The sequence below is a fragment of the Altererythrobacter sp. BO-6 genome (genome assembly GCF_011047315.1).
GTDB lineage: Bacteria > Pseudomonadota > Alphaproteobacteria > Sphingomonadales > Sphingomonadaceae > Erythrobacter.
Genome location: NZ_CP049259.1, coordinates 74,955 through 101,355, shown reverse-complemented (window position 1 = coordinate 101,355; position 26,401 = coordinate 74,955). Strand labels below are relative to the sequence as shown.

26 protein-coding genes are annotated in these 26,401 nt (G+C 63.5%); 10 read left to right on the top strand and 16 right to left on the bottom strand.

The window, feature by feature from the left end; translation table 11 throughout:
- Nucleotides 1-35 precede the first annotated feature (35 nt).
- Nucleotides 36-1,472 (bottom strand): hypothetical protein, encoded by a 1,437-nt coding sequence (locus tag G6N82_RS00470; RefSeq protein ID WP_165192705.1) that lies wholly within the window; start codon nt 1,470-1,472, stop codon nt 36-38.
- 105 nt (nt 1,473-1,577) lie between these two features.
- Here G6N82_RS00470 and G6N82_RS00465 point away from each other — a divergent pair, with 105 nt between their 5' ends.
- Both G6N82_RS00465 and G6N82_RS00460 read left to right on the top strand, forming a co-directional pair.
- Nucleotides 1,578-2,630 carry a phosphoribosylglycinamide synthetase gene (locus tag G6N82_RS00465; protein ID WP_346773742.1) on the top strand — a complete coding sequence of 351 codons (1,053 nt, stop codon included), beginning with the start codon at nt 1,578-1,580 and terminating at the stop codon, nt 2,628-2,630.
- A gap of 71 nt (nt 2,631-2,701) precedes the next feature.
- The gene (locus tag G6N82_RS00460) at nt 2,702-3,700 is read left to right on the top strand and encodes an alpha/beta hydrolase fold domain-containing protein (protein WP_165192703.1); all 999 of its coding nucleotides are present in this window, start codon (nt 2,702-2,704) and stop codon (nt 3,698-3,700) included.
- Nucleotides 3,701-3,868: 168 nt separating this feature from the next.
- Here G6N82_RS00460 and G6N82_RS00455 read toward each other — a convergent pair whose 3' ends face one another.
- On the bottom strand, nt 3,869-4,615 hold the full coding sequence (locus tag G6N82_RS00455; RefSeq protein ID WP_165192701.1) for an SDR family NAD(P)-dependent oxidoreductase: 747 nt from the start codon (nt 4,613-4,615) through the stop codon (nt 3,869-3,871).
- 242 nt (nt 4,616-4,857) lie between these two features.
- Between G6N82_RS00455 and G6N82_RS00450 the strand changes: the two genes are divergently transcribed.
- The 3 genes from G6N82_RS00450 to zapE are packed head-to-tail and all read left to right on the top strand — an operon-like array spanning nt 4,858 to nt 7,264.
- A complete protein-coding gene (locus tag G6N82_RS00450) occupies nt 4,858-5,664 on the top strand; it encodes a succinate dehydrogenase iron-sulfur subunit (RefSeq protein WP_165192700.1) in 807 nt (268 codons plus the stop codon).
- Between the two features lie 20 nt (nt 5,665-5,684).
- A complete protein-coding gene (locus G6N82_RS00445) occupies nt 5,685-6,146 on the top strand; it encodes a PaaI family thioesterase (RefSeq protein WP_165192698.1) in 462 nt (153 codons plus the stop codon).
- A 2-nt stretch (nt 6,147-6,148) separates the two neighbouring features.
- A complete protein-coding gene (gene zapE / locus G6N82_RS00440; protein WP_165192696.1) occupies nt 6,149-7,264 on the top strand; it encodes a cell division protein ZapE in 1,116 nt (371 codons plus the stop codon).
- On the opposite strand, the gene G6N82_RS00435 is transcribed toward zapE, so the two are convergent.
- From G6N82_RS00435 to G6N82_RS00425, 3 genes are all read right to left on the bottom strand, one after another.
- Nucleotides 7,261-7,470, bottom strand: coding sequence for a hypothetical protein (locus tag G6N82_RS00435; protein WP_165192694.1), 210 nt, complete (start codon nt 7,468-7,470; stop codon nt 7,261-7,263). The two genes, zapE and G6N82_RS00435, sit on opposite strands and share 4 nt — an antisense overlap.
- 80 nt (nt 7,471-7,550) lie before the next feature.
- A complete protein-coding gene (locus G6N82_RS00430; protein ID WP_165192692.1) occupies nt 7,551-8,777 on the bottom strand; it encodes a pyridoxal-dependent decarboxylase, exosortase A system-associated in 1,227 nt (408 codons plus the stop codon).
- On the bottom strand, nt 8,774-10,297 hold the full coding sequence (locus G6N82_RS00425) for an acyl-CoA ligase (AMP-forming), exosortase A system-associated (RefSeq protein WP_165192690.1): 1,524 nt from the start codon (nt 10,295-10,297) through the stop codon (nt 8,774-8,776). The genes G6N82_RS00430 and G6N82_RS00425 overlap by 4 nt, the downstream gene beginning before the upstream one ends.
- Before the next feature lie 193 nt (nt 10,298-10,490).
- Here G6N82_RS00425 and G6N82_RS00420 point away from each other — a divergent pair, with 193 nt between their 5' ends.
- Nucleotides 10,491-10,742: an acyl carrier protein gene (locus G6N82_RS00420; protein WP_241255278.1), complete on the top strand. Its 252-nt coding sequence runs from the start codon at nt 10,491-10,493 to the stop codon at nt 10,740-10,742.
- Here G6N82_RS00420 and G6N82_RS00415 read toward each other — a convergent pair.
- The 6 genes from G6N82_RS00415 to G6N82_RS00390 are packed head-to-tail and all read right to left on the bottom strand — an operon-like array spanning nt 10,739 to nt 18,329.
- On the bottom strand, nt 10,739-11,935 hold the full coding sequence (locus G6N82_RS00415) for a class I SAM-dependent RNA methyltransferase (RefSeq protein WP_165192686.1): 1,197 nt from the start codon (nt 11,933-11,935) through the stop codon (nt 10,739-10,741). The two genes, G6N82_RS00420 and G6N82_RS00415, sit on opposite strands and share 4 nt — an antisense overlap.
- Complete coding sequence (locus tag G6N82_RS00410; protein ID WP_165192684.1) at nt 11,928-13,334, bottom strand: NAD(P)H-hydrate dehydratase; 1,407 nt, start codon at nt 13,332-13,334, stop codon at nt 11,928-11,930. The genes G6N82_RS00415 and G6N82_RS00410 overlap by 8 nt, the downstream gene beginning before the upstream one ends.
- Complete coding sequence (gene ilvD, locus G6N82_RS00405) at nt 13,315-15,036, bottom strand: dihydroxy-acid dehydratase (protein ID WP_165192682.1); 1,722 nt, start codon at nt 15,034-15,036, stop codon at nt 13,315-13,317. Before ilvD ends, G6N82_RS00410 begins: the two co-directional genes overlap by 20 nt.
- A 42-nt stretch (nt 15,037-15,078) precedes the next feature.
- Nucleotides 15,079-15,804, bottom strand: coding sequence for an N-formylglutamate amidohydrolase (locus G6N82_RS00400; protein ID WP_165192680.1), 726 nt, complete (start codon nt 15,802-15,804; stop codon nt 15,079-15,081).
- Nucleotides 15,801-16,610, bottom strand: coding sequence for a 4-(cytidine 5'-diphospho)-2-C-methyl-D-erythritol kinase (locus tag G6N82_RS00395; RefSeq protein ID WP_165192678.1), 810 nt, complete (start codon nt 16,608-16,610; stop codon nt 15,801-15,803). Before G6N82_RS00395 ends, G6N82_RS00400 begins: the two co-directional genes overlap by 4 nt.
- Before the next feature lie 57 nt (nt 16,611-16,667).
- Nucleotides 16,668-18,329 (bottom strand): electron transfer flavoprotein-ubiquinone oxidoreductase, encoded by a 1,662-nt coding sequence (locus tag G6N82_RS00390; RefSeq protein ID WP_241255145.1) that lies wholly within the window; start codon nt 18,327-18,329, stop codon nt 16,668-16,670.
- 84 nt (nt 18,330-18,413) lie between these two features.
- On the opposite strand from G6N82_RS00390, the gene G6N82_RS00385 reads away from it, so the two are divergent.
- From G6N82_RS00385 to moaB, 3 genes are read left to right on the top strand one after another with little or no spacing between them, the layout of a single operon-like run.
- Nucleotides 18,414-19,181: a uracil-DNA glycosylase family protein gene (locus G6N82_RS00385; protein WP_241255144.1), complete on the top strand. Its 768-nt coding sequence runs from the start codon at nt 18,414-18,416 to the stop codon at nt 19,179-19,181.
- Nucleotides 19,178-20,947, top strand: a complete 1,770-nt coding sequence (locus G6N82_RS00380) for a transglycosylase SLT domain-containing protein (protein WP_165192676.1) — start codon at nt 19,178-19,180, stop codon at nt 20,945-20,947. The genes G6N82_RS00385 and G6N82_RS00380 overlap by 4 nt, the downstream gene beginning before the upstream one ends.
- A gap of 12 nt (nt 20,948-20,959) precedes the next feature.
- Nucleotides 20,960-21,490, top strand: coding sequence for a molybdenum cofactor biosynthesis protein B (gene moaB / locus G6N82_RS00375; protein WP_165192674.1), 531 nt, complete (start codon nt 20,960-20,962; stop codon nt 21,488-21,490).
- Here the strand turns inward: moaB and G6N82_RS00370 are convergent.
- Nucleotides 21,487-21,999: a YcxB family protein gene (locus tag G6N82_RS00370; protein WP_165192672.1), complete on the bottom strand. Its 513-nt coding sequence runs from the start codon at nt 21,997-21,999 to the stop codon at nt 21,487-21,489. The two genes, moaB and G6N82_RS00370, sit on opposite strands and share 4 nt — an antisense overlap.
- 77 nt (nt 22,000-22,076) lie before the next feature.
- Between G6N82_RS00370 and G6N82_RS00365 the strand changes: the two genes are divergently transcribed.
- On the top strand, nt 22,077-23,189 hold the full coding sequence (locus tag G6N82_RS00365; RefSeq protein ID WP_165192670.1) for a PA0069 family radical SAM protein: 1,113 nt from the start codon (nt 22,077-22,079) through the stop codon (nt 23,187-23,189).
- Here the strand turns inward: G6N82_RS00365 and G6N82_RS00360 are convergent.
- The 4 genes from G6N82_RS00360 to G6N82_RS00345 form a co-directional block, all read right to left on the bottom strand.
- Nucleotides 23,186-23,494: a hypothetical protein gene (locus G6N82_RS00360; RefSeq protein WP_165192668.1), complete on the bottom strand. Its 309-nt coding sequence runs from the start codon at nt 23,492-23,494 to the stop codon at nt 23,186-23,188. The two genes, G6N82_RS00365 and G6N82_RS00360, sit on opposite strands and share 4 nt — an antisense overlap.
- A 227-nt stretch (nt 23,495-23,721) precedes the next feature.
- On the bottom strand, nt 23,722-24,159 hold the full coding sequence (locus tag G6N82_RS00355) for a DUF1330 domain-containing protein (RefSeq protein ID WP_165192666.1): 438 nt from the start codon (nt 24,157-24,159) through the stop codon (nt 23,722-23,724).
- A complete protein-coding gene (locus G6N82_RS00350; RefSeq protein WP_206520243.1) occupies nt 24,156-24,671 on the bottom strand; it encodes a GNAT family N-acetyltransferase in 516 nt (171 codons plus the stop codon). Before G6N82_RS00350 ends, G6N82_RS00355 begins: the two co-directional genes overlap by 4 nt.
- Complete coding sequence (locus tag G6N82_RS00345; RefSeq protein ID WP_165192664.1) at nt 24,664-26,259, bottom strand: long-chain fatty acid--CoA ligase; 1,596 nt, start codon at nt 26,257-26,259, stop codon at nt 24,664-24,666. Before G6N82_RS00345 ends, G6N82_RS00350 begins: the two co-directional genes overlap by 8 nt.
- Nucleotides 26,260-26,401: the final 142 nt, after the last annotated feature.

The following is a 26,401-nucleotide window of genomic DNA, read 5'->3' as shown; positions in this document are numbered from 1 at the left end:
GCTATGCCGCAGCGGGCTGATTGGCAAGAAAACTGTCAGCTGGCGCGCAGTGCCGCAGCAATCTTGCGCATATCGGCACGCAGACTCGCTTCGGCCTCGTCCGGCGCCAGAGCGCACAGCCGCACCACCTGCGGCATCGACAGGCCTACCCGCAGCGTTCCGCCCCAGCCACCGTTGAGGCGGACGCATTTGACCGGCTGCCCCAGGCGCAGGCCATTGAGCGCCAGTTGGCGATGCAGCTGCTGCGCGTCATCGAAACCCGGCGTCGCTTCCAGCATGCTCACGTCAAGCGTCGCCAGCGTGCGCATTTCGATCGGGTTCTCGCGCGGCTCGTTTTCGTGACCCTCTGCAAAGGGGCGGACAAGCCGCACACCCAGCGGCGCTACCACCTCTTCCTGCAGCGCAGTCTCGAACAGCTTCAGCAATGCCGCCACTTCGTCGATCGGCAGCCGCTGGAACCGCTCGAGCTCGAAAATGCTCGCTTCATAGCGCAGCGCGAGGCCGGGATTATCACCCTGCCCCAGGCAGTCCGCACCCGGCCAGCTCGCGGGAAACTCGGCCTGGCGGAACACCTGACCCAACCCTGTCGGCAGCGGCGCAGCCGCCTGCATCATCGCGCGCGGGACCAGCGCGAAGCCGTTGAACGGCGGGCCGCCCATGAATTTCGATCCGGTCAGGAACACCATCGCGCCGGTATCAAGATACGCATGCAGCGCTGCAATCGTGATCCGCGCCTGGCAGGCGTCGACCACGAAATCGACTCCTGCTCCGAAACGATTGCCCAATGCCTCAAGTTCGGCCGGTTCGGGCAGGATCAGTCCGGTTTTCGAGCCATGCACCACATGCACCAGCGGATGCAGACCTTGCGCATGGGCGCGTTCGATCTCCTGCGCGATCGATGCGCTGATCGCTGCGCTGTCCAGCGCCTGCCCCTCGCCGCAGCGGACGGGGATATCGGCGAGGTCGACATAGCCGAAACCTTCGATCGGAGCGCCGGGCGTCGTGGCCACACCCAGTGCCGTCTCGCCCGCAAAAAAGCGCCCATGGGCCGAATGGATGCAGCCGCTGCCTACCTCGTCCGCGCCCAGCAGGATGTTGTGGATGCCGCCCGGCGCCTTGCCCAGAACTGCGGCCAGCGCGACATATTCCAGGTCAGTACCTGAGGGCGCGAACACGATCTCTGTATCGTCAGCCAGCGCATAGGCGGCGCGAATTCGCCCGCGCAGCCGCTCCAGGTGATCGGTATAGGCCGGCAAGCCTTGCCCCAGGACGACGCGCAAATAGGCGAAGGCATCTTCCGAAACATCATTCGCGGTGGACGAGGCATAAGCCAGCGTCCGGCGCGGATAAGGCGCGGAGAAATATTTGTTCAGCCCGCTTTCGGGATCGAGCGCAATGCGTGCATCGCCCCCGTCAGAAAGCAGTTCGATTAGCCTGTGCGTACAGTCGTCGCGAACGACCGACGCCAGCATGTCCGGCGTGTTTATGATACCGCGGCCCCTTTTGTCCCGATTCAGCTTGGCGGTAAGCTTCGACCGCTTTATTGGGCGCGGCGCAGAAATGAAAGGTTCCACTGCATGTCCTTCGCCCACGCGCCCCTGACAATCGACGAAAAGACCAAGCGTGATTGCCGCATCATGTTCATCGCCAAAAATGCGCTGTGGGACGGCTCGGGCAGCGCCGAAGACGGCAACCACGCGACCTATCACGTCGAAATGCGCGAAGTGCTGAAGGGAATCGGCCTCAACCTGCGGGTCGAAAACCGCTTCGAGGTCCTGTTCGACAAGCCGGAGGTCGATTTTGTCTTCCCGCTGCTCAACCGCGCGGGCTTCTTCAATTCGGAAATGCTGTGCCCGCTGCTGTGCGAGCGTGCGGGTATCCCTTACCTCGGTGCCAGCCCGATCTTGCGCGGCCTGTCGGATGACAAGCACCTCGCCAAGCGCGCGGTGCGCGATGCGGGCGTGCCCACTGCGCCCTGGGCGATCTATCGCCGCGGTGCGCCGATCGACCCGGCACTGTGCCCCAAGGGCAACCGCTATGTCGTGAAGCCGAACAATTCCTCGGCCAGCTGGGGCGTGAATGACGCAACCGACTGGCCCAGCGTGCTCGCCGCAATCGAAAGCGTACACGGACTTGGCCATGATGCCCTCGTCGAACCCTTCATCGACGGCAGCGACGTGGAAGTGCCGGTGGTGACGATCAATGGCGAGCCGGTGATCCTGCCGATGATGATCTTCCGCCAGGCCGATCCGTCGCACCTGCGCACCTACCAGGAAAAGCGCGACCTGGTCGACCGCAGCCAGAAGTATTCGCTCGACCCGTTCGAGAACACCGACATGATCGCGCAGATCACCGATCTGACGCAGAAGGCAATGCAGGAATACCGCCCGTTCGACTACGGCCGCTGGGAATTCCCGCGTGAACGAGGAGACGGGCGAAGTGACCTTCCTCGAACTCAACCTCAACTGCAACCTCTGGTCACAGAAGGTGTTCGGCCGCGCCGCGAACCTCGCGGGTTGGACGCAGGAACAGCTGATCGAGACGATCCTGGCGGAAAGCCTGCGCCGGCATGGGCTGATGGGATAGGCGCTAGGTCTGCTGATGGGGTGGAAAGCGGTCATCAAGTCTAGCACTCAAGACCTCTCTGTCCGTGCGATTGGGCGGCGTGCTATGATGTGGCTAGGCTATGTCGGAGGATTCAATGAACCAAGCGAAAAGACTGCTTTCGGCGTTGACGTTGTGCGCACTCGCACTTGTAGGCCATCACACTACTGGACTTGCTCAGTCAGCCGAATATGAAGTCCGAAGCGATGTGGTTTATGGTCGCGGATTGGTGAGTTTGTCGAGCGAACCGACAACACGCGATCTTCTCCTTGATGCCTATGTTCCGGTTCAAGATGCCAACGACGCCAACCCAGCACCGGCTATCATTTTTGCTTTTGGCGGCGCATTCCATCGCGGTGAGAAAGGCGATTTCCAGTTCAACGAGGACGGCGCGAGCGACTCTTCGATGGCTGATTATTGCTTGGCGCTTGTCCGTCGTGGTTTCGCCTGCTTTTCGATCGAATACAGGCTGATGCCGGAGGACCCGGCACCGCCGGCAGCAATGGATGAGAGCATCCTAATGTCCAAGCGCCTGCTTGAGAGCCCAATAGTCACGGGCCGGGTCGAATTTGTCCGCCAAAAAATGAGCTTGCCACCCTTGGATGATCAGTCTCGTGAACAACTGTGGAACGCGACGTTTGCTGCCGTCGAAGATATGGAGTCCGCGCTCAACTTCGTTCGGGAAAACTCGTTGCGTTTTAATGTTGACCCCGACCGCATAGCACTTGGCGGCTTCTCGGCAGGCGCAATTACTGCGATCAATCTAGCCTATGGCAGGCAAGCCGACGTGCGGGCTGTGGTTGCTTTGTCGGGCACAAGCTGGGGCTACGATCTCAACAAGACGCTCGCAGAGGATGCGCCTCCGCTATTGTTGTTCGCCGGACAATGGGACCTACCTGGGATCAGGCAAGGCAGCGCTGGAATTGCAAGCCTGTTCAAGTCTCGTGGCGCACCTCTATCGCAATCATGGGTTCCGGGTTTCGGACATTTCTATCCAATGGAAGCCCCGAGCCTTTCTGATCAATTCGACCAGGCTTCCGTCATTGATCGACTCACACGCTTTTTGAATGAAGAGTTTCAAACTCGTCCGGACTGAATTGTAGTCCCGATGGCCATTACAGAATAGGACTGGCAATCGTCCGCAAATGGGTCGTTAGCGGACATTGCAGTTTCGTCATTCCCGCGAAAGCGGGAATCCAGAATTGCAAAGAGTGGAGCTTGTATCCCTGGATTCCCGCTTTCGCGGGAATGACGAGGTTATGTTTCAGGCCGGAACTTCCTCGCCCTGCCAATCAAAGACCTTGCCTGATTGCTCAGGCAGCAACCCATCAAGCACGCCCAGCAAGTTCGCCGCTGCATCCTCCGGCGCGGTTAGCTGCCCTTCCGGCAAGCCTGAATGGAACGGCGCCGATAAAGCGCTGTCCACCGTGCCCGGATGGAGGCCCATCACCACCGCCTCACCATGTGTGCGGCCCAGCTCGATTGCGAAATTGCGGACCAGCATATTGAGCGCAGCCTTGCTGGCGCGGTAGCTGTGCCATCCGCCCAGGCGATTGTCCGAGATCGAGCCGACCCGCGCGGAAAGCGCCGCGAAGACACTGCGCCCTCCACGCGGCAGCAGCGAAAGCATATGCTTTGCCACCAGTGCCGGGCCGATCGTGTTGAGCGCGAAGACGCGCGCCATCGCCTCACCATCGATCTGCTTCAGGCTTTTCTCCGGCCCGGTGCCGTCAGGCAGGGTCAAGACACCGCTGGCGACGATGACCAGATCGGGCGGCGTATCGCGCATCGCCTGCGCCGCAGCCGCAATGCTCGCCTCATCGATCAGGTCGAAACGAAAGGGCCGCACGCCGGGGCCACCCGGCACTGCCCCTGAGCGCGAACCGGCGTAGATTGTCCCGACACCGCGTTCGGCCAGCGCCCGCACCAGCGCCGCGCCAATCCCTCCTGACGCGCCGAACACCGCCGCGCAGCGCGGCCAGTTTCCATCACTCTGTCCTACATCGCTCATGCGCTCTAGACGATTGGCATGCGCCTGCAGTTCCCCCACCTTCCCGCTTTAGCGCCAGCATGAGGCCGGGCATTTTCTTCTGCCTGGACTGTGTTCCATGTGTTCCATCCTCCCGGCGATGCCCGTTCGATTTCCTTCAATCGCCCCCTCAAAAGTCTCAACACCCCGCCGCTTGCCCTCAGCGTCGAAGCCGCTAGATAGGTGGCGCAAAGCAACAGGATTCACGTTAGGACCTTCGTTTCATGGCAACCTTCACCCTCCCCAAGAATTCAAAAATCAGCGGCCAGGGCAAGACCCACAAGCTTGTCCCGAGCAAGGTCGAGGGGGCCGAGGGTGGCAAGCGCGTGAAGAGCTTCAAGATCTATCGCTACGATCCCGACAGCGGCCAGAACCCGCGTTACGACAAGTTCGAACTCGATCTCGACCAGTGCGGGCCGATGGTGCTGGACGCGCTGTTCAAGATCAAGAACGAGGTTGACCCGACCCTGACCTTCCGCCGCAGCTGCCGCGAGGGGATTTGCGGTTCCTGCGCGATGAACATGAACGGCAAGAACGGGCTCGCCTGCACCACCGCGATCGAAGACCTGCCGGGCGAAATCCGCATCACGCCGCTGCCGCATATGGAAGTGATCAAGGACCTCGTCCCTGATTTCACGCATTTCTACGCACAATATGCCTCGATCCGCCCGTGGTTGCAGACAGTCAGCCCGACGCCGAGCGGCAAGGAGCGCCTGCAATCGCCCGAACAGCGCGAGAAGCTGGATGGGCTCTACGAATGCATCCTGTGCGCCTGTTGCTCGACTTCCTGCCCCAGCTATTGGTGGAATTCGGACAAGTTCCTTGGCCCGGCGATCCTGCTGCAAGCCTATCGCTGGCTGGCCGACAGCCGCGACGAGATGACCGGCGAGCGGCTCGACCAGCTGGAAGACCCGTTCCGGCTCTATCGCTGCCACACCATCATGAACTGCGCCAATGTCTGCCCCAAAGGCCTCAGCCCGGCCAAGGCGATCGCCGAAACCAAGAAGATGATGGCAGAGCGTGCCATCTAAGTATTTGGCGATCTGATCCGGTGGCTTTGAAAGACGACGTTTTCGAGCACGGGCCGGACCCCGAAAATCCGGGCTGGCATCACTGGAACCTGAAGGACGAGACGCTGTTCAACGGCGCAGTGATGGGCAAGCTCATCACCCGCAAGGAAGGCGACAAGTGCCGGTTGCGCATGTTCCCTGAGCGCAAGCACCAGAATTTGCAGGGCGTGATCCATGGTGCCGTGACCCTGGGCCTGATCGACATTTCGCTGTTCACCACCATGCATGTGGTCGGCAGCGGCAATGCCGGCCCCTCGGTAACGCTGGAGCTATCGACCCAGTTCATCGGTGGTGGTGACCCCGCAAGACCGCTCGATGCGGTGACGGAGATCATGCGCGAGACCGGCAAGCTGGTGTTCGTGCGCGGCGAAGTCGTCCAGGACGATGACCGCGTCGCCGCTTACAGCGGGATCATTCGCAAGTTCCTGCCCCGGGCGGGCTAGCAATGGCGGGCCTGCTTGCGCGCTATGAACGGCTGGTCGCAGCCGGAGAGCTGCGCCCCGATCTTGGCCAGCGGCATGCCGCAGAGCGGCTTGACCGGTTGCAGAAAGAGCTCGAGGCGAAACGCCCCGGCGGGCTGCTCGGCCAGTTCTTCGGCCCCCGGCAGATGAGCCCGCGCGGGTTTTACCTGTGGGGCGGCGTGGGTCGTGGCAAATCCATGCTGATGGATTTGTTCGTCCAGACCCTGGGGATCGAGGCCAAGCGCCGGGTCCATTTCCACGAATTCATGCTGGAGGTTGACCAGCGTCTGCGCGAAAGCCGCAAGAGCGATCCGGGCGATCCGTTGCCCAAGGTGGCCAAGGCGCTGGCGAAGGATGTGCGCGTTCTCGCCTTTGACGAGATGATCGTGACCAACACCGCCGATGCGGCGATCATGGCACGGCTGTTCACCGCGCTGATCCGCGACGAAGGGGTGACCGTGGTCACCACCAGCAATCGCCCGCCGCAAGACCTCTACAAGGACGGGCTCAACCGCTCGCTGTTCCTGCCCTTCATCGCGCTGATCGAGCAGGAACTGGACGTGATCGCACTCGATGGCCCGGTCGATTACCGGCTTGAACGGCTTGGCGGGATCGGCAACTGGAACGCGCCTTTTGGCGACGAAGCCACGCGCCTTGCCCGCGAGGCATTCTTCCGCCTGACCGACTACGATCCGCAGGACGCCGCGAACGTGCCCAGCGCCGAGCTCGACATCGGCGGCGGGCGAACTCTGCATGTGCCCAAGAGCCTTAAAGGCGTGGGCGTGTTCAGCTTCAAGAAGCTGTGCGGGGAAAACCGCGGCGCCGCAGACTATCTCGCCATCGCGCGCGCTTACCACACGGTGATACTGGTCGGCATCCCGAAAATGGGGCCGGAAAACCGCAACGAAGCGATCCGCTTCACCAAGCTGATCGACGCGCTGTACGAAATGAAGGTGAAGCTGTTCGTTACAGCAGCCGCTCAGCCGGAAGAACTATACACGCAAGGTGACGGGGCCTTCGAATTCGAACGCACCGTCAGCCGGCTGATGGAAATGCAAAGCGCCGACTACATGGCGCAAGGCCACGGCACCGGCGGCTAGACTTCCTGATCAGGCTGTTCTTCGAGCCATTCGATCAGCATCTCAAGCACGCGGCGGACCGAATATTCCTGATCCTCAAGGCGCTGTTCAAGCGACGCAATGCGCTCGTCGCGTTCGCTCATCTGGCGCGCAACTTCAGCCAGTGCCTGCGCGATATCGGTCGCGGGCGTCGCCGTTGCAGGATCGATGAAGAAATGTTCGGACATTCTGGTGCGCTCCCTGTTGCGGAAACGCTAGGGTAATTTGGTAAACAATCGGTTAGGACTTGGCACGGGCGCGCACAGAGTCAGACCAGCAGTTCAGCCGCCGGTCCATGCCCAAGGAAGCTGGCGGGCGAAGCGGTCGCGCCATAGGCACCCGCGCAAAACACCGCCACCAGGTCGCCCACGTCAGCGCGCGGTAAATGCGCAGCATCAGCCAGGCGATCGAGCGGCGTGCACAGGCAGCCGACCACATTCGCTTCCTCGGTCGGCTCGGCGTCAAAACGCGTGGCAATCGCAACCGGATAATTGCGCCTTACCACAGTGCCGAAATTGCCCGACGCGGCCAGCTGGTGGTGCAACCCGCCATCGGTGACCAGATAGGTGACGCCGTGGCTTTCCTTCCGGTCGACAATTCGCGCCAGATAGACTCCCGCCTCGCCGACCAGATAGCGGCCCAGCTCGATGCACAGCTCCGTTTCGGCGAGCGCGTCGGGCAAATGATCGAAACGTTCGGCCAGCGCCCGGCCCACGGCAACGATATCGAGCGGTGCGTCGCCGTGGAAATAGGGAATGCCGAAACCGCCACCCATATTGAGCTTGGGCAAGGTCACGCCGATTTCCTGCGAAAGCCGCTCGGCGCAGCTCAGCACATTGGCCTGCGCCTCGATGATCGCTTCCGCGCTAAGCGCCTGGCTGCCGGTGAAGATATGCAGGCCGCGCCATTCTGCCCCCGCCGCGATCACCTCGCGCGCCAGGGCTGCCACGCGCTCCGCATCGACACCGAAGGGCTTGGCCCCTCCCCCCATCTTCATGCCGGAGCCCTTGATTTCGAAATCGGGGTTCACGCGGATCGCCATACGTGGCCGGACGCCCAGCTTTTCGCCGATGGCGAGCGCCCGCCGCGCCTCGCCCTCGCTTTCGCAATTGAGCGTCACCCCGGCGCGGATCGCGGCATCGAGCTCCACGTCGCGCTTGCCCGGCCCCGCGAAGCTCACCCGTGCCGGATCGATCCCGGCGGCCTGCACCATCGCCAGCTCGCCCGCCGAGGCGATGTCGAAGCCATCGACCAGTCCGGCCATATGCGCAATCACCGGCGCAAAGGGGTTGGCCTTGACCGCGTAATTGATGCCGAGCCGCCGTGGCATCGCCGAACGCAGATCCGCGACGCGCCGATCGAGATGCGCCTTCGAATAGATGAAGCACGGGGTGCCACCCGCGCGCTCGACCAGTTCGCTGGCGGTCATGCCGCCGATGGCGAGTTCGCCATCCTTGGCGCAATAACCTGCCGGGATCGGGCCAAGCGGTTTCACGGCGCAAGCTCCTGTGCCAGCGCGGTCCGGTCAATCTTGCCGTTGGGATTGAGCGGCATCGCGTCGCGCCAATGGATCGCCTGCGGCTGCATGAAATTGGGCAACTCCTTTGCGAGCAATTTGGGCAGCGTGGCTTGCACATCCTCTGCGCCGGGTTCTGCGCGCACGACCAGATGCACGGCCTGCCCCTGCCGCTCGTCGGCAATACCAAGCGCCACCGCTTCTGCAACCAGTCCGGTGGCAAGTGCCGCCTCTTCGATCTCCTGCGGGCTGATCCGGTTGCCCAGGCTCTTGATCATCGCGTCGCGCCGCCCGACGAAATAGAGCAGGCCGTCCGCCTCTCGCCTGACACGGTCGCCCGACCAGACCGCCGTGCCGCCATATTGCGACATGGCGGGTGCAGGCTTGAACCGCTCCGCAGTACGCCCGGCATCCTGCCAATAACCCTGCGCCACCAAGGGTCCGCAATGGACAAGTTCGCCCTCTTCACCCGGCGAGGCGAGCGCTCCCGCATCGTTGATAACCAGGATCTCGGCGAAGGGAATCGCCTGCCCCATCGAAGTCGGATGGGTATCGACGAGCGCGGGATCGAGATAGGTCGAGCGGAATGCCTCGGTCAGTCCGTACATCGGGAACAGCCGTGCATCGGGGAACAGGCCGCGCAGCGCCTGCACAAGGTCCTTGCTCAAGGCGCCGCCGCTGTTGGTGAGGCGCCGCATGGCCGACACCGCCTCTGCGCTCCATTCCACTTCGGTCAGTTGGACCCATAGCGGAGGAACCGCTGCCAGCGTTGTCACGCCGTGGGCTGCGCAGGCCTTTGCTACGTCGCGCGCAAACAAATAATCGAACGGAACCACTGTCCCGCCCGCATGCCAGGTGCTGAACAGCTGGTTCTGGCCATAATCGAATGACAGCGGCAGCAGCCCCAGCGTCACATCGTCCGCTGCCATGCCGAGGTAATGCGCCACGCTGATCGCTCCAAGCGACAGATTGGCATGGCTCAACATCACGCCCTTGGGCCGGCCGGTCGAGCCACTGGTGTACAGGATCGCCGCAAGTGCATCGGGATCGGCGTTTGAGGGTGGCAGCGGGTCGAGCGCCGTCGCCTCTTCAAGCGCGTCCTGTTCCGCGATGGCACGGCAATCATCGGGCAGATCGCCAGCTTCGAGCGATTTCAGGCGCGCGGGCGTGCCGACGAGCAGCCGGGCCCCGCTATCGGCCAGGATATGCGCCACCTGCATATGCTTGAGCAACGGATTGATCGGCACATGCACCAGCCCTGCCCGCGCGGCAGCCAGCGGCATCAGGCAGGTCAGCTCGCTCTTCGCCGCCCAACTCGCAACCCGTTCGCCCGGTTGGGGCACGTGCTGCGCAAGCCAGGCCGCCATTTGGCCGATGCGCAGGCGCAATTCGCCAAAGTCGAGCGTCTGCCCTTTCAGCACCAGCGCCGGATCGCGATCCGCGCCGCGCTCGGCAACATGGTCGATCGGGAAAGGGCTTGGATCGGGTGGCGCACTCATCGCGCTGCACCAAACCTGCAGAATGCAGCAGGGTCAATCGGATAATCGCGCTACCACTGCATAGCTTGCACGCGCTGCAACACGAGTTCTAAGGCGAGCGGCCTTTTGTATCGGGGGATGAGCGCGAGTGAGCACGGACAGCGCATCTGAAAAGCGAGGCCAACAATCCGGCCTCGGCCCAAGCCGGGTCGAGATCGACCGGCGGCTGAAAGCCATACTGGTCGATGTGCTGGGCCTTGATGCCGATGATGTCGCCGCGTTTGATGGTGACACCGGGCTGTTCGGCCATTTGCCAGAGCTGGATTCGATGGCCGTCGCCGGCCTGTTCACGGAGATCGAGGACCGGTTCGAAATCCTGATCGATGACGATGACGTCGATGCGGAAATGCTGGAAACCTACGGCGCCTTGCTGGCCTTCGCCGAGATGAAGGTGATCGAAGGCTAGCGGGTGAAATAGCTCGCCAGTTCGACATGGGTCGACCAGCGGAACTGCCCCACCGGCCTCAGCTTTTCCAGTTTGAAACCCGCCTCGATCAGCCCGGCGCAGTCGCGCGACCAGCTGACGGGGTTGCAGCTGACATAGACCACGCGATTGACGCCGCTGGCGGCGATCTGGGTCACTTGCTCCTTCGCGCCGGCGCGCGGAGGATCGAGCAGGACCGCCTCGAAACGGTTCAATTCATCCGGCTGGAGCGGATTGCGGAACAGGTCACGGTGCATCGCCGCCATCGGCAATCCCGCGCGTGCGGCAGCAGCCTTGCAGGCAAGGTGCGCATCGCGTGACGCCTCCGCAGCAAGCACCTTGGCCGGTTGCGCAAGGGCAAAGGCGAAGGTGCCGAGGCCCGAAAACAGGTCAGCGATAGTCGCCGCATCGCGAATCCAGTCGCGCGCATCGCCCACCAGCATGTCTTCGCCGTCCTGCGTCGCCTGCAGGAAGCTGCCGGGCGGCATGCCGACAGCGCGACCAGAAAGCGTGATCGTCACCGGCGCCGGCTCCCACAGTGTCTCCGGCCCATAACCCTGGTCCAGCGTCAGCCGCGCAAGCCCGGCCGATTGCGCCAGCGCCAGCGCCGCTTCGGTCGCCTCCAGCCCTTCGAGCGGAAGATGCTTCAGGCTGCAATCCACGCCCTGGTCGGCCAATGTCAGCTCGATATCGACCGGGCGCTTGCTGCCATGCTGCGCGATGAAATTCCTTAGCGCAGGGAGCAAAACCGCGAGTTCCGGGTGCAGGATATGGCATTCCTTGAGGTCCACGATCTTGTGCGAAGCGCCCTCGCGAAATCCCAGTGCAGCCCCTTGCGCGGTGCGCAGCGCATGCAATGTGGCGCGGCGGCGGGTGCGCGGCGGCGAAAGGTGTGTCGGCAGCAGTTCGCCGATCGCAATGCCCTGCTTTTCCGCCTGGAAGGTAACGCGCTCGGTGACAAACTGCCTTAGCGCATCTTCGTCCGCATGTTGCAGCTGGCAGCCGCCACATTTACCGAAGTGTTTGCATGGCGGCGTGACATGATGCGGCCCAGGCTCGAGCGAGCCATCGGCGCGCAGCATGTCACCCGGCACGCCATAGGCCACGTGCCGCCCGCTGGCAGTTACTCCATCGCCCTTGGCGGCGATGCGGATGATCGGTTCTGGATTACTCACAAGCGGCGGCGATAGCGCCGGAAACGGCCAGCGCAAGCTCATCGGCCGTAAAGGCCGGCCCCAATTGCCGCGCCGCCTCGCCATGCAGCCACACGGCTTCGCAGGCTGCGGCGAAAGCGTCGCTGCCGTTAGCCATGCGGCTCGCCGCGATTCCGGCCAATACGTCGCCCGTTCCCGCCACTGAAAGCCAGCTGGGTGCAGGCGGTGCGATGGCGAGCCGTCCATCGGGCGCAGCGACGAAAGTGTCCGGTCCCTTGGCGAGAACCACCGTCCCGCTCGCTTTGGCCAGCGCCAGCGCGCGCGATTGCCGGTCCGGCGCAACCACGGCGAAAGCGCGGCACAGCGCATCCAGCTCGCCATCATGCGGCGTGACGAGGTATGGGACGCATTCCTGCAGGCACTCGGGTTTGAGCAGAACCAGCGCATCGGCATCAAGCACGCTCGGCTTGGCACAGGTGAGCGCCGCTTGCAGCCGGTCCTCCGCCTCGCGATCGCGCGCCAGCCCCGGCCCGATCAACAGCGCAGCGATCCGGCGATCTTCGAGCGCATCGTGCAGCGGGGCCTGATCGATCACCAGACCCGCTGGCATGCTTGAGGGCAAATTATGCGCCAGCAGTTTTACATAGCCCGCGCCGGCCCGCATCGCCGCCTGGCTCGCCAGTAGCGCGGCGCCGGGCATCGCGCCGCCGACAATGGCGCACAATCCGCGCTTGTATTTGTGCGCATCGAGTGCAGGCACCGCGATTTTCGGCGGTTGAATCAATTGTGCAGCGCTCGTGACCGACTTTACGCCAATCTGGACGAGCTTGAGATCCCCCATTTTCGCCCGCGCGGGCAGCCGGTAATGCGCAAACTTCCATGCGCCCAGCGCGATCGTGAGCCGGTAATCGGGCAGGCCTCCGTTGAGCAGCGCGCCGCTGTCGGTCTCGACGCCCGACGGCAAGTCCACCGCAATGCGGAGCGGATGGCGCTTGGCCAAATCGCGTAAAAGCAATTCGTGTTCGGCACTCAGCGGCCGGGTGAGGCCCGAACCAAACAGGCAATCGACCAGGACCTGGCCCCTGGCGTCCTTGCCCGCGCTCAGGCAAACGCCCTTGTACGCACGCCGCGCATTCTTCGCCGCATCCGTCTTGGGGGCAATCGGCGCGACCACCTGCACCGGCAGGCCGCGCGCGCGCAGCACCTCTGCAATCACATAGCCGTCGCCGCCATTGTTGCCCGGCCCGCACAGCACCGTGACTTCACGTCCTGCCGCCACCCGCCAGACCCATTCGGCGGCACCGCGCCCGGCAAACTGCATCAGCGCGTCGACGCTGGTGCCAGCATCGATCAGGGCCTGTTCGGCGGCGCGCATCTGCGCCACCGTCAGGACCTGCAGGTCAGATATCGGCGAAAACATGCCTCTCGGCCTTTGCGCCCGGATGCGTCAGCGCGCCCTTCACCGCCGGGCCGACATTCTGCGAATAGCGCCACAGCGCGCCCGACTGATAGTCATTGGTGCGCGGCTGCCACGCCTTGCGCCGCTCGGCCAGCACAGCCTCGTCAACTTCCAGCTCAATCGTGCCCGCTTCGGCGTCAATGCTGATGATGTCACCATCCTCGACCAAGGCAATCGGGCCGCATTCGGCCGCCTCGGGCCCGACATGGCCGATGCAGAAGCCGCGGGTCGCGCCGGAAAAGCGCCCGTCGGTGATCAGCGCCACGCTCTCGCCCATGCCCTGCCCATAGAGAGCGGCGGTGGTCGAGAGCATTTCGCGCATGCCGGGGCCGCCCTTGGGGCCTTCGTAGCGGATCACGATCACGCTGCCTTCGCGGATCTGGCGCTCCTCGACCGCCTTGAACGCATCCTCCTCGCAGTCAAAGCACTGCGCCGGGCCGGAAAACTGCAGCGTGTGCATGCCGGCAACCTTCACGATCGCGCCATCGGGGGCGAGCGAACCCTTGAGGCCGACAACCCCGCCGGTCGGCGTGATCGGATTGGAAACCGGGTAAATCACCTTTTGATCGGGGTTCCAGGTGATCTCTTCGAGGTTTTCACCGATGCTCTTGCCGGTAACCGTCAGCGGCTCGGGATCGAGGAATCCGCCATCGAGCAGAGTCTTCATCACCATGTAGACCCCGCCCGCCTCGTGCATGTCCTTGGCGACATAGCGCCCACCGGGCTGCAAATCGGCAATGTAGGGCGTGGACTTGAAGATCTCGGCCACGTCGAACAGGTCGAATTCGATCCCGCACTCGCTGGCCATGGCGGGCAAATGCAGCGCCGCATTGGTCGAGCCGCCGGTCGCGGCTACGACACGCGCAGCATTCTCGAAAGCGGCGCGGGTGCAGATGTCGCGCGGGCGCAGGTTCCGTGCGAGCAGTTCCATCACCTGCTTGCCCGCGGCAATCGCAACTTCCTCGCGCGATTTGTAAGGTGCGGGCGCCATATTACTGTTCGGCAATGACAACCCGATCGCTTCGCCGACACAGGCCATGGTGTTGGCGGTAAACTGGCCGCCGCAGGCACCGTGGCCGGGACAGGCGACCTTTTCCAGCGCGATCAGTTCCTGCAGCGGGCAATTGCCGGCCGCGTGCTGACCCACCGCCTCAAACACGTCCTTCACCGTCACATCCTTGCCGTGGAAACTGCCGGGCAGGATCGAACCGCCATAGACGAAGATCGAGGGCACATTGAGCCGCAACATCGCCATCATCATGCCCGGCAGGCTCTTGTCGCAGCCGGCGAAGCCGACCAGCGCATCGTAGCAATGCCCGCGCACTGAAACCTCTACCGAGTCCGCGATGATCTCGCGGCTGATGAGCGAGCTTTTCATGCCCTGGTGCCCCATCGCGATCCCGTCCGTCACGGTAATGGTGTTAAAGCGGCGCGGCATACCCCCGCCCTGCTCCACACCTTCGCGGCAGATATTTGCCTGCGCGTCGAGCGCGGTGTTGCACGGCGCGCTGTCATTCCCTGCCGAAACCACGCCCACGAAAGGCCGCGCGATCTCTTCCTCGGTCAGGCCCATGGCATAGTAATAGGAACGGTGCGGGGCGCGCTCGGGGCCGACCGAGACATAGCGGCTGGGCAGTTTCGACTTGTCGAAGCGGGTGGACATATTCTTTCCTGAATCACCTAGTTTGTGAAACAGGCCCTGCCCCTACTGCAGCGCCAGCGCAACCCTGTTTGCCACATCGGCCAGCATGTCGGCCCAGCGCGACTGGGCGGCGCGGGTCGCGATCAGGTCTTGCCGGATCTCGATCGCCAGATAGGGGCGCCCATGCGCCTCGGCATGGCGGTTCATCGTCGCATTGAGCTGCTTGCCCGAATAGGGCTCGTTATCGCCCACCGTCAGGCCCTGTTCGCTGAACAGGCGGATCGCATGGCGCGCCGCGCGGTCATCCTCATTGTAGAGCAGCGCGACTTCCCAGGGGCGCGGTTTGTCGCAAGTCCGCAGGCCAGGGGTAAAGCTGTGGATCGAAAGGATCAGTTCGGGCCGGATCGCGTTGAGCCAGGCAGCCAGCGCGGCATGGTAGGGGCGGTGGAAACGGTTCAGCCGCGCCTCCACATCGGCGCCGATATTGCCCGGGATCAGGTGACCGTCGCTTTCCGTGGGTACGAGCTTGGGATGGTGTTCCTCGCGGTGTAGGTCGATCACAAGGCGGCTGACAGTGGCGAGATGCGCGGCGATGCCGTGGCGGCGCGCCATGCGCCCGGCCACCCCTGCCACGCCGATGTCCAAGGCGATGTGGTCTTCTAGCAGTTCGCCGTCGATGCCGAGTTCGATATCGAGCGGAACGAAATTGGAGGCATGGTCGACGACGGATACGATCCCGCCAGGTTTAGGTTCGCCCACCTGGCGATAGGGCAAGTCACTGATTGTCATCTCAATAAACCTACCATCTGCCACCAGTTCGGTTCCACCTCGGCCAGTACGCGCGCGGCGCGGTCTCGGTGCTCGGCGCTCTCATAAAGCGCAAAACAGGTCGCGCCGGAGCCGGACATTTCCGCCATCCATGGCTCGGTCTGGCCAAGACGCTCCAGCACATCGGCGATCTGCGGGCAGATTTCGATGGCGGGCTGGCGCAAATCGTTGCGGCCATTGCGGGCGATGTCGCTGGCTTTGCCAGTGGGTAGCGGGCCACGGTCCGCGCCATCCCATGCCTTGAAGACGGGTCCGGTCGGCAGCGGGATGCGCGGATTCACCAGCAGCACCGCCATACCAGCCATGTCGTTCTGGGCCGGCTCAAGCTCGGTCCCGGTGCCGCGCCCGATTGCCATTTCGCTGCGGACGCAGGCGGGCACATCGGCGCCGAGCCGCGCGGCGCGTTCCTCCCAGTTGTCGGGCAGGCCGTGCACCTGCTCAACGATGCGGAACAACGCGCCGGCATCGGCCGAACCTCCACCCAGCCCGGCCGCGACCGGCAGGTTCTTTTCCAGCGTGACATGGAGCCCTTGCGGGCGCGGCAATGCGGAGAGCGCCCGCGCAACCAGATTGCCGAAGGGATTGTCGAGCACTTCGGCGAATTCGCCCACGACTTCGAACCGGTCTGCCTCGGCAGGCTGCGCGGTCAGCACATCGCCATTGTCGACAAAGGCGAACAGCGTTTCGAGCTCATGATAGCCGTCATCGCGCCGCCTGCGGACATGCAGCGCGAGGTTGATCTTGGCGTAGGCGGTTTCGGTGATCAAGACTGTGCCCCTCCACCACACTCCGTGCGGTCCCCCTCCCCGGGCCGGGGAGGATCCTCACATATTCGGATAGTTCGGGCCGCCGCCGCCTTCCGGCGTCACCCAGTTGATGTTCTGGTTGGGGTCCTTGATGTCGCAGGTCTTGCAGTGGACGCAGTTCTGGCTGTTGATCTGGAACTTCATCTCGCCTGAGGCTTCGTCCTCCAGCCATTCATAGACCCCGGCCGGGCAATAGCGCGCCGAAGGTCCGCCGAAGATCTTCAGCTCGCTTTCCTTCTGCAGCTCCGGATCCTTCAGCTGCAGGTGACACGGCTGGTCTTCGGCATGGTTGGTGTAGCTGTAGGCAACATTGGTCAGCCGGTCGAAGCTGATCGTGCCATCGGGCTTGGGATAGTCGATCTTGGGATAAAGGTCCGCGCGCCCGGTGTGCGTGTAATCGGGCGTGTGCTTCATCGAAATCGGCAGGCCGATCTTGAGCGTGCGCATCCACATGTCCGCACCCGCCAGCACCGTGCCGATATCGCCGCCGAACTTGGCGACCGCCGGCTGGGCGTTCTGCACCAGCTTGAGCTCGTCCGCGATCCAGCTTGAACGCACCGCCGCGTCGTAATCACACAGCTCGGAATGCTCGCTGCCCGCGGCGATTGCCGCGGCGATGCTTTCCGCGGCCAGCATCCCGCTCTTCATCGCGGTGTGGCTGCCCTTGATGCGCGGGACGTTGACGAAGCCCGCCGCGCAGCCGACCAGCGCGCCGCCGGGGAAGGCCAGCTTGGGCACGCTCTGCCACCCGCCTTCGTTGATCGCGCGCGCGCCATAGGCCACACGCTTGCCGCCTTCGAGATATTCGCGGATCGCCGGATGCTGCTTCCAGCGCTGGAATTCCTGATAGGGCGAGACCCACGGATTGGCGTAATCGAGCGCGGTCACGAAGCCCAAAGCGACCTGGCCATTGGCCTGGTGGTAGAGGAAACCCCCGCCCCAGCTGCCGCTTTCGCTAAGCGGCCAGCCCTGCGTGTGGATCACGCGGCCCGGCACGTGCTTTTCCGGGTCGATATCCCACAGCTCCTTGATGCCCAGGCCATAAACCTGCGGCTGGCAATCCTTCTCAAGGTCGAACTTCGCTTTCAGCTGCTTGGTCAGGCTGCCGCGCGCCCCCTCGGCAAAGAGGGTGTACTTGGCGTGGATCTCCATGCCCGGCTGGAAATCGGGCTTGTGCGAACCGTCGGCAGCAACGCCCATGTCCTGCGTGATCACGCCGGTCACCGCGCCGCTCTCATCGAACATCACTTCAGCTGCGGGGAAGCCCGGGAACACCATCACGCCCAGCGCCTCGGCCTGTTCGGCCAGCCAGCGGCAGAGATTGCCGAGCGAGCCGGTATAGCAGCCCGCATTGCTCATCAACGGCGGCATCAGCAGGTGCGGCAGCGAGGTCTTGCCGCCCTTTGACAGCACCCAGTGCCAGTTGTCGGTCACCGGCGTCTGCGCCATCGGGCAGTTCATCTCGCGCCAGTCCGGGAACAGCTCGCTCAGCGCCTTGGGATCGACCACCGCGCCCGAGAGGATGTGCGCACCGATTTCGGAGCCCTTTTCCAGCACCACGACCTCAAGGCTGTCGTTGAGCTGTTTCAGCCGGATCGCGGCGGAGAGCCCGGCCGGCCCGCCCCCCACGATAACCACATCACAGGGCATCGATTCACGTTCAATAGCTTCGGCGCTCATGAAGTCCTGATCCTTCGAAAATTCGGTGTCCAAACGTGCCCAGAGCCTTGATTGCTGGGCCGCGCAAGGTCAAGACCCGCAATTGTGAGTAACGCCGATCCCCTCACCCTGACTGCGCGCGATTTTGCTGCAGCCATCGAGTGGTGGCGCGATGCGGGCGTCGATTGCGATTTTGCGGATGACGCTACGGACTGGCTGGCCGAGCCGGTGCAGGCCGAGACCGCGCCGCAGACGACAACTGGGGCGAAAACGGTCCATTCGCCGGCTGAAGCCCCGCCTCCACAAAAAATCGACCTGCTGGGGCCAAACCCGCCTGCCGATCTGAGTGCTTTCCACGAATGGTGGCTGAGCGAGCCGGCGCTCGACGCGATCGGCCCGCGCGGGCGGGTGCCGCCGCGGGGCCCGGCGGGTGCGCGGCTGATGGTGCTGGTGATGGATCCGGAGCAAGGCGACACCGAGCGGCTGCTGTCACAAGCTCAGGGCCAGCTGCTTTCGCGCATCCTCAGCGCCATGGGGATCGCGGAAGATCAGGTCTACCTCGCTTCCGCCTTGCCGCGGCACACGCCCATGGCCGACGGGGCAGCACTCGCGGCGCAGGGATTCAGCAAGCTATTACAGCACCATATCCGGCTAGCCGCGCCGCAGCGCCTGCTGGCGTTCGGCACCAACATCCTGCCGCTTTTGGGGCACGATGCGGCGCAAGAGCCTGCCTCTTTACAAAATTTTAACCATGAAGGCTTCAGCGTGCCGCTGATGGCATCAGAAGGGCTCGACGCGATGATGGCGATGCCCCTGCTGAAGGCCCGCTTCTGGCACCGATGGCTCGAATGGACAGGCTCAAACGCGCAATGAAAGCCAAACAGCTTAAATTCCTGGGTATGGCATTGCTCGCCGGGGTGGCGGGTATCCCGGCTACCGCCGCCTATGCCAACGCCAGCAGTGCCGCCGAATATTTCCGCGCCCGCGCCGGCACGGTCAATGTCCCGCAGGTGCTGAGCGAACGCGACCAGCAGTATTACCGCGACATCTTCACGGCGATCGCGCGCGAGGACTGGGCCAAGGTCGACGGTCTGCTCGGCGATCGCGAGCCCGGCCTGCTGCATCAGGTCGCCATCGCCGAATATTACACCCACGCCAACAGCCCGCGCGTGACGGCCGAACAGATCGCCGCGTGGTTCGCGATGGGCACTGACTTGCCGCAGGCCGAACAGCTGGGCCGGCTTGGCCAGAAGCGCGGGCTGGAGTTCCTGCCCGACCTGCCGCAGGCGCAACCTTTCGCCCGCCAGCCCTATGCTTCGAAGCGCTTGCGCCCGCGCAGCGTGCAGGATGGCACCATGCCAGCGGATATCAGTGCAGGCATCCTTGAGCACATCAAGAACGACGATCCGGACAGTGCGCGGCTGCTGCTCGACGGGATCGATGCCTTGCTCAGCCCGGAAGCGCGCGCCGAATGGCGCCAGCGCGTGGCCTGGAGCTATTACATCGAAAACCGCGACACCGCGGCGCTTGGCATGGCCCAGACCGTGGCCGACGGCAGCGGACCATGGGTGGCAGAGGGCGAATGGGTGGTGGGCCTTGCCGCCTGGCGCTTGGGCGATTTTGCCACTGCGGCTCAAGGCTTTGCCCGCACGGCCCAGCTTGCCAACAATGTCGAATTGCGCACGGCGGCGCATTTCTGGGCCGCCCGCGCGCTGACCCGCAGCCGCCAGCCCGCCGAAGCGACGAAGCATCTGCAGGCCGCCGCGCGCGAGGATGAGACGCTCTATGGCATGCTCTCGCTCGAACAGCTCGGCCAGACCATTCCCGATGCGCATGAAGGGGCGGATTTTGCCCCATCCGATTGGACCAAACTGCGCGACAGGAACAATGTGCGCGTTGCCGTCGGCCTACTGGAGATCGGGCGCGGCGATTTGGCGGACGAAGTGTTGCGCCACCAGGCAAAGATCGGCAGCCCGTCCGAATATGCCGCCCTCTCCCGCCTCGCGCGCGAACTGGGCCTGCCGCAGACCCAGCTGTGGATGGCGCATAACGCCCCGCGCGGAACGCAGCCACTCGCTGCGCTGCGCTATCCCACGGCGCGCTGGATGCCCACCAGCGGCTGGCAGGTCGACCCGGCGCTGGCCTTTGCCCATGCGCTGCAGGAATCGAACTTCCGCACCAACGCCGTCAGCCCTGCCGATGCGCGCGGGCTGATGCAGATCACCCCGATCACCGTGCGCCAGCATGCCCCGCGGCTGGAAATGAACGCCAGCTACGTCAATCTGAACGATCCGGAGGTCAATCTGGCGTTCGGCCAGCGCAACCTTGAGATGCTGCGGGATTCGGGCGCCACGCAAGGCCTGCTGCCCAAGATCATGGCGGCCTATAACGCCGGGCTTTCGCCGGTGACGCGCTGGAACAGCGAAGTCCGCGACCTGGGCGATCCGCTGCTCTATATGGAGAGTATCCCCTATTGGGAAACGCGCGAATATGTAAACATCGTGATGCGCAATTACTGGATGTATGAACGGCAATCGGGAGCCCCTTCGGCCAGCCGCGAGGCGCTGGCGCAGGGCATGTGGCCCGCCTTTCCCGAAAGCCGCGGCCCCAGTGCGGTGCGGCTGACCGGCCGGAACTGACCGGGGCTGGCGATGGCGATCGATCCGGAACGCACATTCAAGCCGATCAATATCGCCGTCCTGACCGTGTCCGACACACGCACGGCGGAAAACGATACCTCGGGCGATATCCTGGCGCAGCGCGTCACCGATGCCGGGCATCGCCTGGCGGCCCGCGCGATCGTCAAGGATGACGCGAACGTGCTGGCGAGCAAGCTCAACGACTGGATCGACGATCCGCAAATCGATGCGGTGGTCTCGACCGGCGGCACCGGCCTGACCGGGCGCGACGTGACGCCCGAAGCGCTGGCGATGATACACGATGCGCGCGATATCCCCGGCTTCGGCGAGCTGTTCCGCTGGCTCAGCTACAAGAGCATCGGCACCAGCACCGTGCAAAGCCGCGCCTGCGCGGTGGTGGCGCGGGGCACCTATATCTTTGCCCTGCCCGGCTCGAACGGCGCGGTCAAAGATGGCTGGGACGGGATTCTGGCCGAACAGCTCGACAGCCGCAACCGGCCGTGCAATTTCGTGGAACTGATGCCGCGGTTGAAAGAGGTCTAGAGCTGCTTCAACCCCGAGTGCGCAAGGCAGCTGCGCAAGCTCCCCAATTGGTCGGCGCTGAGGGCTGCCTTCGGCACAAGGTTGTAGAGCATTTCGCTTTGCATCAGCAGAACAATGTCGTCCTGCTCAGCCCAGGCGTAAAGCTCGTCCCAGTTTAAGCGTGCATTGCCGCTCGCGCTGGAAAGCGCATAGCCCGCTTCATCCCACTCGATTGTCATCGGCTCCTGCAACATCGCAGTCTGGCGGAAGCTCCGCCGCACCTGGCGCGGCAACGCCCAGTAATAGGCGATCGCGACCAAGCCCGAGAGCACGATAACCAGCCAGCCAAGGATCGGCAGTATCTCGCTGAACGGGCCATCGCTCTTGTACAGCAGGAACACCACAGCGATCAGCGGCCCGAACACCACGACGGGCCAGACCGGGATCTTCGTTCGCCGGTTCATGACGAGTTTCATGGCGCCAAGCGCATGCCCTTCGTTGAGCGTGAAAGTCGCGGTGCGATTCGTCATGGCTTGTTCCTAATGCGGACTTGGTTAAAAGAAAATTTGTTCTATCTTTGTTCCTACTCGTGCGTTAGGCTGCGAAGATGTCAAAACCATTCGTCCATGGCCGCGGCGCGCAGTCCGCGCAGGTTTCGACGCGTTTCGGGCTGGCCGAACGCGAGGCCGATGGCGACTGGCGCGACTGGGTCGGGCGGCTCGATGGCGAGCCGCCCAAGCTGCGGACGCACGTGACCGAAGAGCATCCGAAAACGATCCTCAGCTTCAACAGTTCGCCCGATATCCCGTTCGATCGGTCGATCAACGCCTATCGCGGGTGCGAGCACGGCTGTGTCTACTGCTTCGCCCGCCCGACCCACGCCTATCATGACCTGTCGCCGGGCCTCGATTTCGAAACGCAGCTGTTTGCGAAGCCGAACGCGGCGGATTTGCTGCGCGAAACGCTGGCGAAGGCCAAATACCGCCCACGCCTGATCGCGATGGGCACCAACACCGACCCCTACCAGCCGATCGAGCGGCAATATCGCATTACCCGGCAGGTGCTGGAGGTGTGCCTTGAGGCGCGCCATCCAGTTACGATCACGACCAAGTCGGACAGGATACTCGACGATCTGGACCTGCTCGCAGAGATGGCGCGCAACAAACTGGTGGCGGTGGCGATCTCGGTGACGAGCCTCGATCCGAAGCTCTCCGGAAAGCTCGAACCACGCGCAGCTTCGCCCGCCAAGCGACTCGCGGCATTGGGAAAACTGGCCGAAGCGGGCGTGCCGGTGCATTGTTCGGTGAGCCCGGTCATTCCCGCAATCACCGACGAGTTCATGGAAGACATCGTGGCGCGGGCGGGCGAACTGGGCGTAGGTTCGGCGGGCTGGATCCCGCTGCGCCTGCCGCATGAGGTTGCCCCGCTGTTCCGCGAATGGCTGGATGTGCACTACCCCGATCGCGCGGGAAAGGTGATGAGCATCGTCCGGTCGATCAGGGCCAAGAACGGGGTAGCCCGCGACAACGATCCGGAGTTCTTCAGCCGGATGAAACCGCAAGGCGTGTGGGCGGATCTGTTCCGCGCGCGCTTCAACCTCGCCTGCAAGCGCGCGGGGATCGCCGGCAACAACTCTGCATCGGAAATGGGCGAGAAGTTCGAACTCGATTGTTCGCGCTTCAGGAGGCCCGAGGTGGGTGGGCAATTGCGATTGATTTAAGAGGCTACAGCCTTCCTAGTGCGGAATTCGGGATAGCCCTCGCGGAAACAACGCTGGTCGGATTTCAGCGGCCGATCCATGATTTCAGTCACCCTGATAAGCCCATTCGCTTCAAGCTCTCGCGCTTCTTCGGCAAGACATTGCTCGAACAGCGATCGCATCAATTCGCCTTGGCGGTACACCCAGAAACCCTCGCTGTTGCCAAGCCTTTCAACCTCGGTGCTCTTGCCACGTGTGAACAAACTCTCAGAAATTGCATTCTGAAAGCCAAGCGCAAGATCTGTGTGCACCAGATTCCAAGCCATGCACTCGCGACTAATGTTTTGCGCGCAATCCTCTCGGTAGCTTTTGGACAACCCCTCGGCGGCCAATACACAATGCTCCGAGCGCTCCGGATATGTCTTCTGAGCATCCTGCCTGCATCGGGAGACGGCTTCCTTTAAGCCGGCCAACTCGGGCGGTACTCCTGCAGGTTCTGTCCCGGCTGCGCACCCAGTCAGAAGGAGCATTGAAATGAAAAGTGCTGCCCCCTTCACCCAAACCCTCCTCCAGCCTCGCCCGGCTTGAAGCGCATCAGGCGGCTATCGACCAGCGCAGCAGTGCGGTTGACCACGGCAAGCTGGTAATCCGGGTCCTTGATCATCTCGAAGAAGGCCGCGCTGTTGGGATACTGTGCCACGAAGCCGTCATGCCACAGCTTGTCGTCAGGTTCCGGCCCGGTCACCATGGTCTGGAACGCACCGCGCCACACGATCGTGCCGCCGACCCGGCGGAAGATGGGCCCGCTGGTCTTGCCATACTCCTCATAGGCGCGCCGCCCGCTCCACCCCTTGCCCGCATGCTCGTGGCCCTCGGGATATTCCGCCTGATCGCGATAGCGCAGCAGGTTGAGCATATGGATCGGCTCGTCGCGCGGCAGCGCCTTGAACGCCGCGAAATTCGCGGGCGAAGGATCGATATACACGGTCATTGCTGGTCCTCTCCTATCAGGTCGCGCTGCATATAGACCGTATCGAGCTTGCGCCCGAACTTGAAGCCGACATTGCGCAGCCGCCCGACATGTTCGAAGCCAAGCCGGGCATGCAGCGCGACCGAGGCTGGCTCGCCCCCGCCGATCACCGCGATCATCTGTTCGAAACCCGCGTCGCGCGCAGCTTCGACCAGTGCAGCGAGCAAGGCCTTGCCCAGGCCCGTTCCCCGTGCGCCATCAGCCACGTAAATGCTGTTCTCGCAGGTTCGGGCGTAGGCGGCGCGCGGCCTGAACTGCCCGGCATAGGCATAGGCCAACACCTCGCCGTCCCGTTCGGCCACGAGGAAGGGCCAGGTTTTCGCAGCAAAATCGCCAATCTTCACCGCCCACTCGGCTTGGGTCGGTCCGGCACTGTCGAACGAAGCCGTGCCGTGGGCCACGTGGTAATCGTAAATAGCGCAAACGGCCTGCGCATCGCCGGGCGCGGCAGGCCGGATGAGCGGATCAGCCAAGCTTGTAGTCCGCAAAGCGGTCACGCAGGTCCTTCTTGCTGATCTTGCCGGTGGCGGTGTGCGGGATCTCGTCGATGAATTCGACGGCGTCGGGCAGCCACCATTTGGCGACCTTGTCAGCCAGGAAGTCGGTGATGTCCTGCGCGGTCACATCCTCGCCGTCCTTCTTGACGACGAACAGTACCGGGCGCTCGTCCCATTTCGGGTGCGGCATCCCCACCGCAGCAGCCTCGGCCACCGCCGGATGGCCGACCGCGGCGTTTTCCAGCTCGACCGAGCTGATCCACTCGCCGCCGGACTTGATCACGTCCTTGGTCCGGTCGGTCAGCTGCAGCGTGCCGTCGGGATGGATGATCCCCACGTCGCCGGTGTCGAACCAGCCTTCGTTGTTGGTCGCGTCCTGCTCGGCCTTGAAATAGCGCTTGATCACCCACGGACCGCGGATCTGCAACGCGCCAGACGTTTTTCCGTCGCGCGGCAGCTCGGTCATCATGTCATCGAGGTCGACTGTGCGCAGCTGCACGCCAAAGATCGGCCGGCCCTGCATCGCGGTCTTGTCGACCTTTTCCTCGAAGCTGAGCTGGTCCCAGTCCCAGGTCGGGCCGCCGACAGTGCCGATCGGGCTGGTTTCCGTCATGCCCCAGGCGTGCTGGACGCGGGTGCCGTTCTTCATCAGCCGCTCGATCATGAAGCGCGGGCAGGCTGACCCGCCGATCGTGGCGGCCTTGAGTGGCGGCAGGTCGATCCCTTCCTTGTCGCAATACTGGAAATGTGCGAGCCAGACGGTGGGCACTCCGGCGCTGTCGGTCACCTTCTCGCGCATCATCAATTCGTGCAGCACAGCCGGATCATTGACCGCGCTGAACACAAATTTGATCCCCGCCATTGCGCCAGCATAAGGCAAGCCCCAGCTTGCGGCGTGAAACATCGGCACGACCGGCAGCATGACCGAGGACGAGCTGAAGTTGAAAGTCGATGGCTGCAGGCCCGCCAGCGCGTGGAGCACGGTGGAGCGGTGTTCATACTGCACGCCCTTGGGATTGCCCGTGGTGCCGCTGGTATAGCAGATCATGCAGGGATCGGTTTCCGCGCCCATGACCCACTCGAAATCGCCATCCTGCGCGCCGATCCAGTCCTCGAAATGCGGCGAATGCTCGCCCGAATCGTAGCAGATGTAGTGCTCCACCGTGGTCCAGCGCTCGCGCATCCGGTCGACAATTGACTGGAACGCCGCATCATACAGCAGCACGCGGTCTTCAGCATGATTGACGATGTATTCCAGCTGGTCGTCGAACAGCCGCGGATTGACCGTATGCAGCACGCCGCCCATCCCGGCCACGCCATACCAGCTGACCAGGTGGCGCGAATGGTTCATCGCCAGGCTCGCCACGCGATCGCCCTTCTTGATGCCCAGCGCCTGCAGCGCCTGCGCCATCTTCAGCGCATCGGTGCGAATCCCCGCCCAGTTGGTGCGCGTTTCGCTGCCATCGGCCCAGCGCGACACGATCTCGCGGTGTCCCGCCTCGCGCGCCGCATGGTCGATCACATGGGTGATCCGCATGGTCCAGTCTTGCATCGCACCGAGCATCGGGGTCTCTCTCCTCAAGTTATTTTGCACCGTCATGCCGAGGACCGGCGCGCTTGGCAATTGTCCTTAACGCCCAGATGCAACGAAGGGGCAGACCTGCCCGCCCCTCCGAAATCATCGGTATTGGAAACCGGTGAATGCC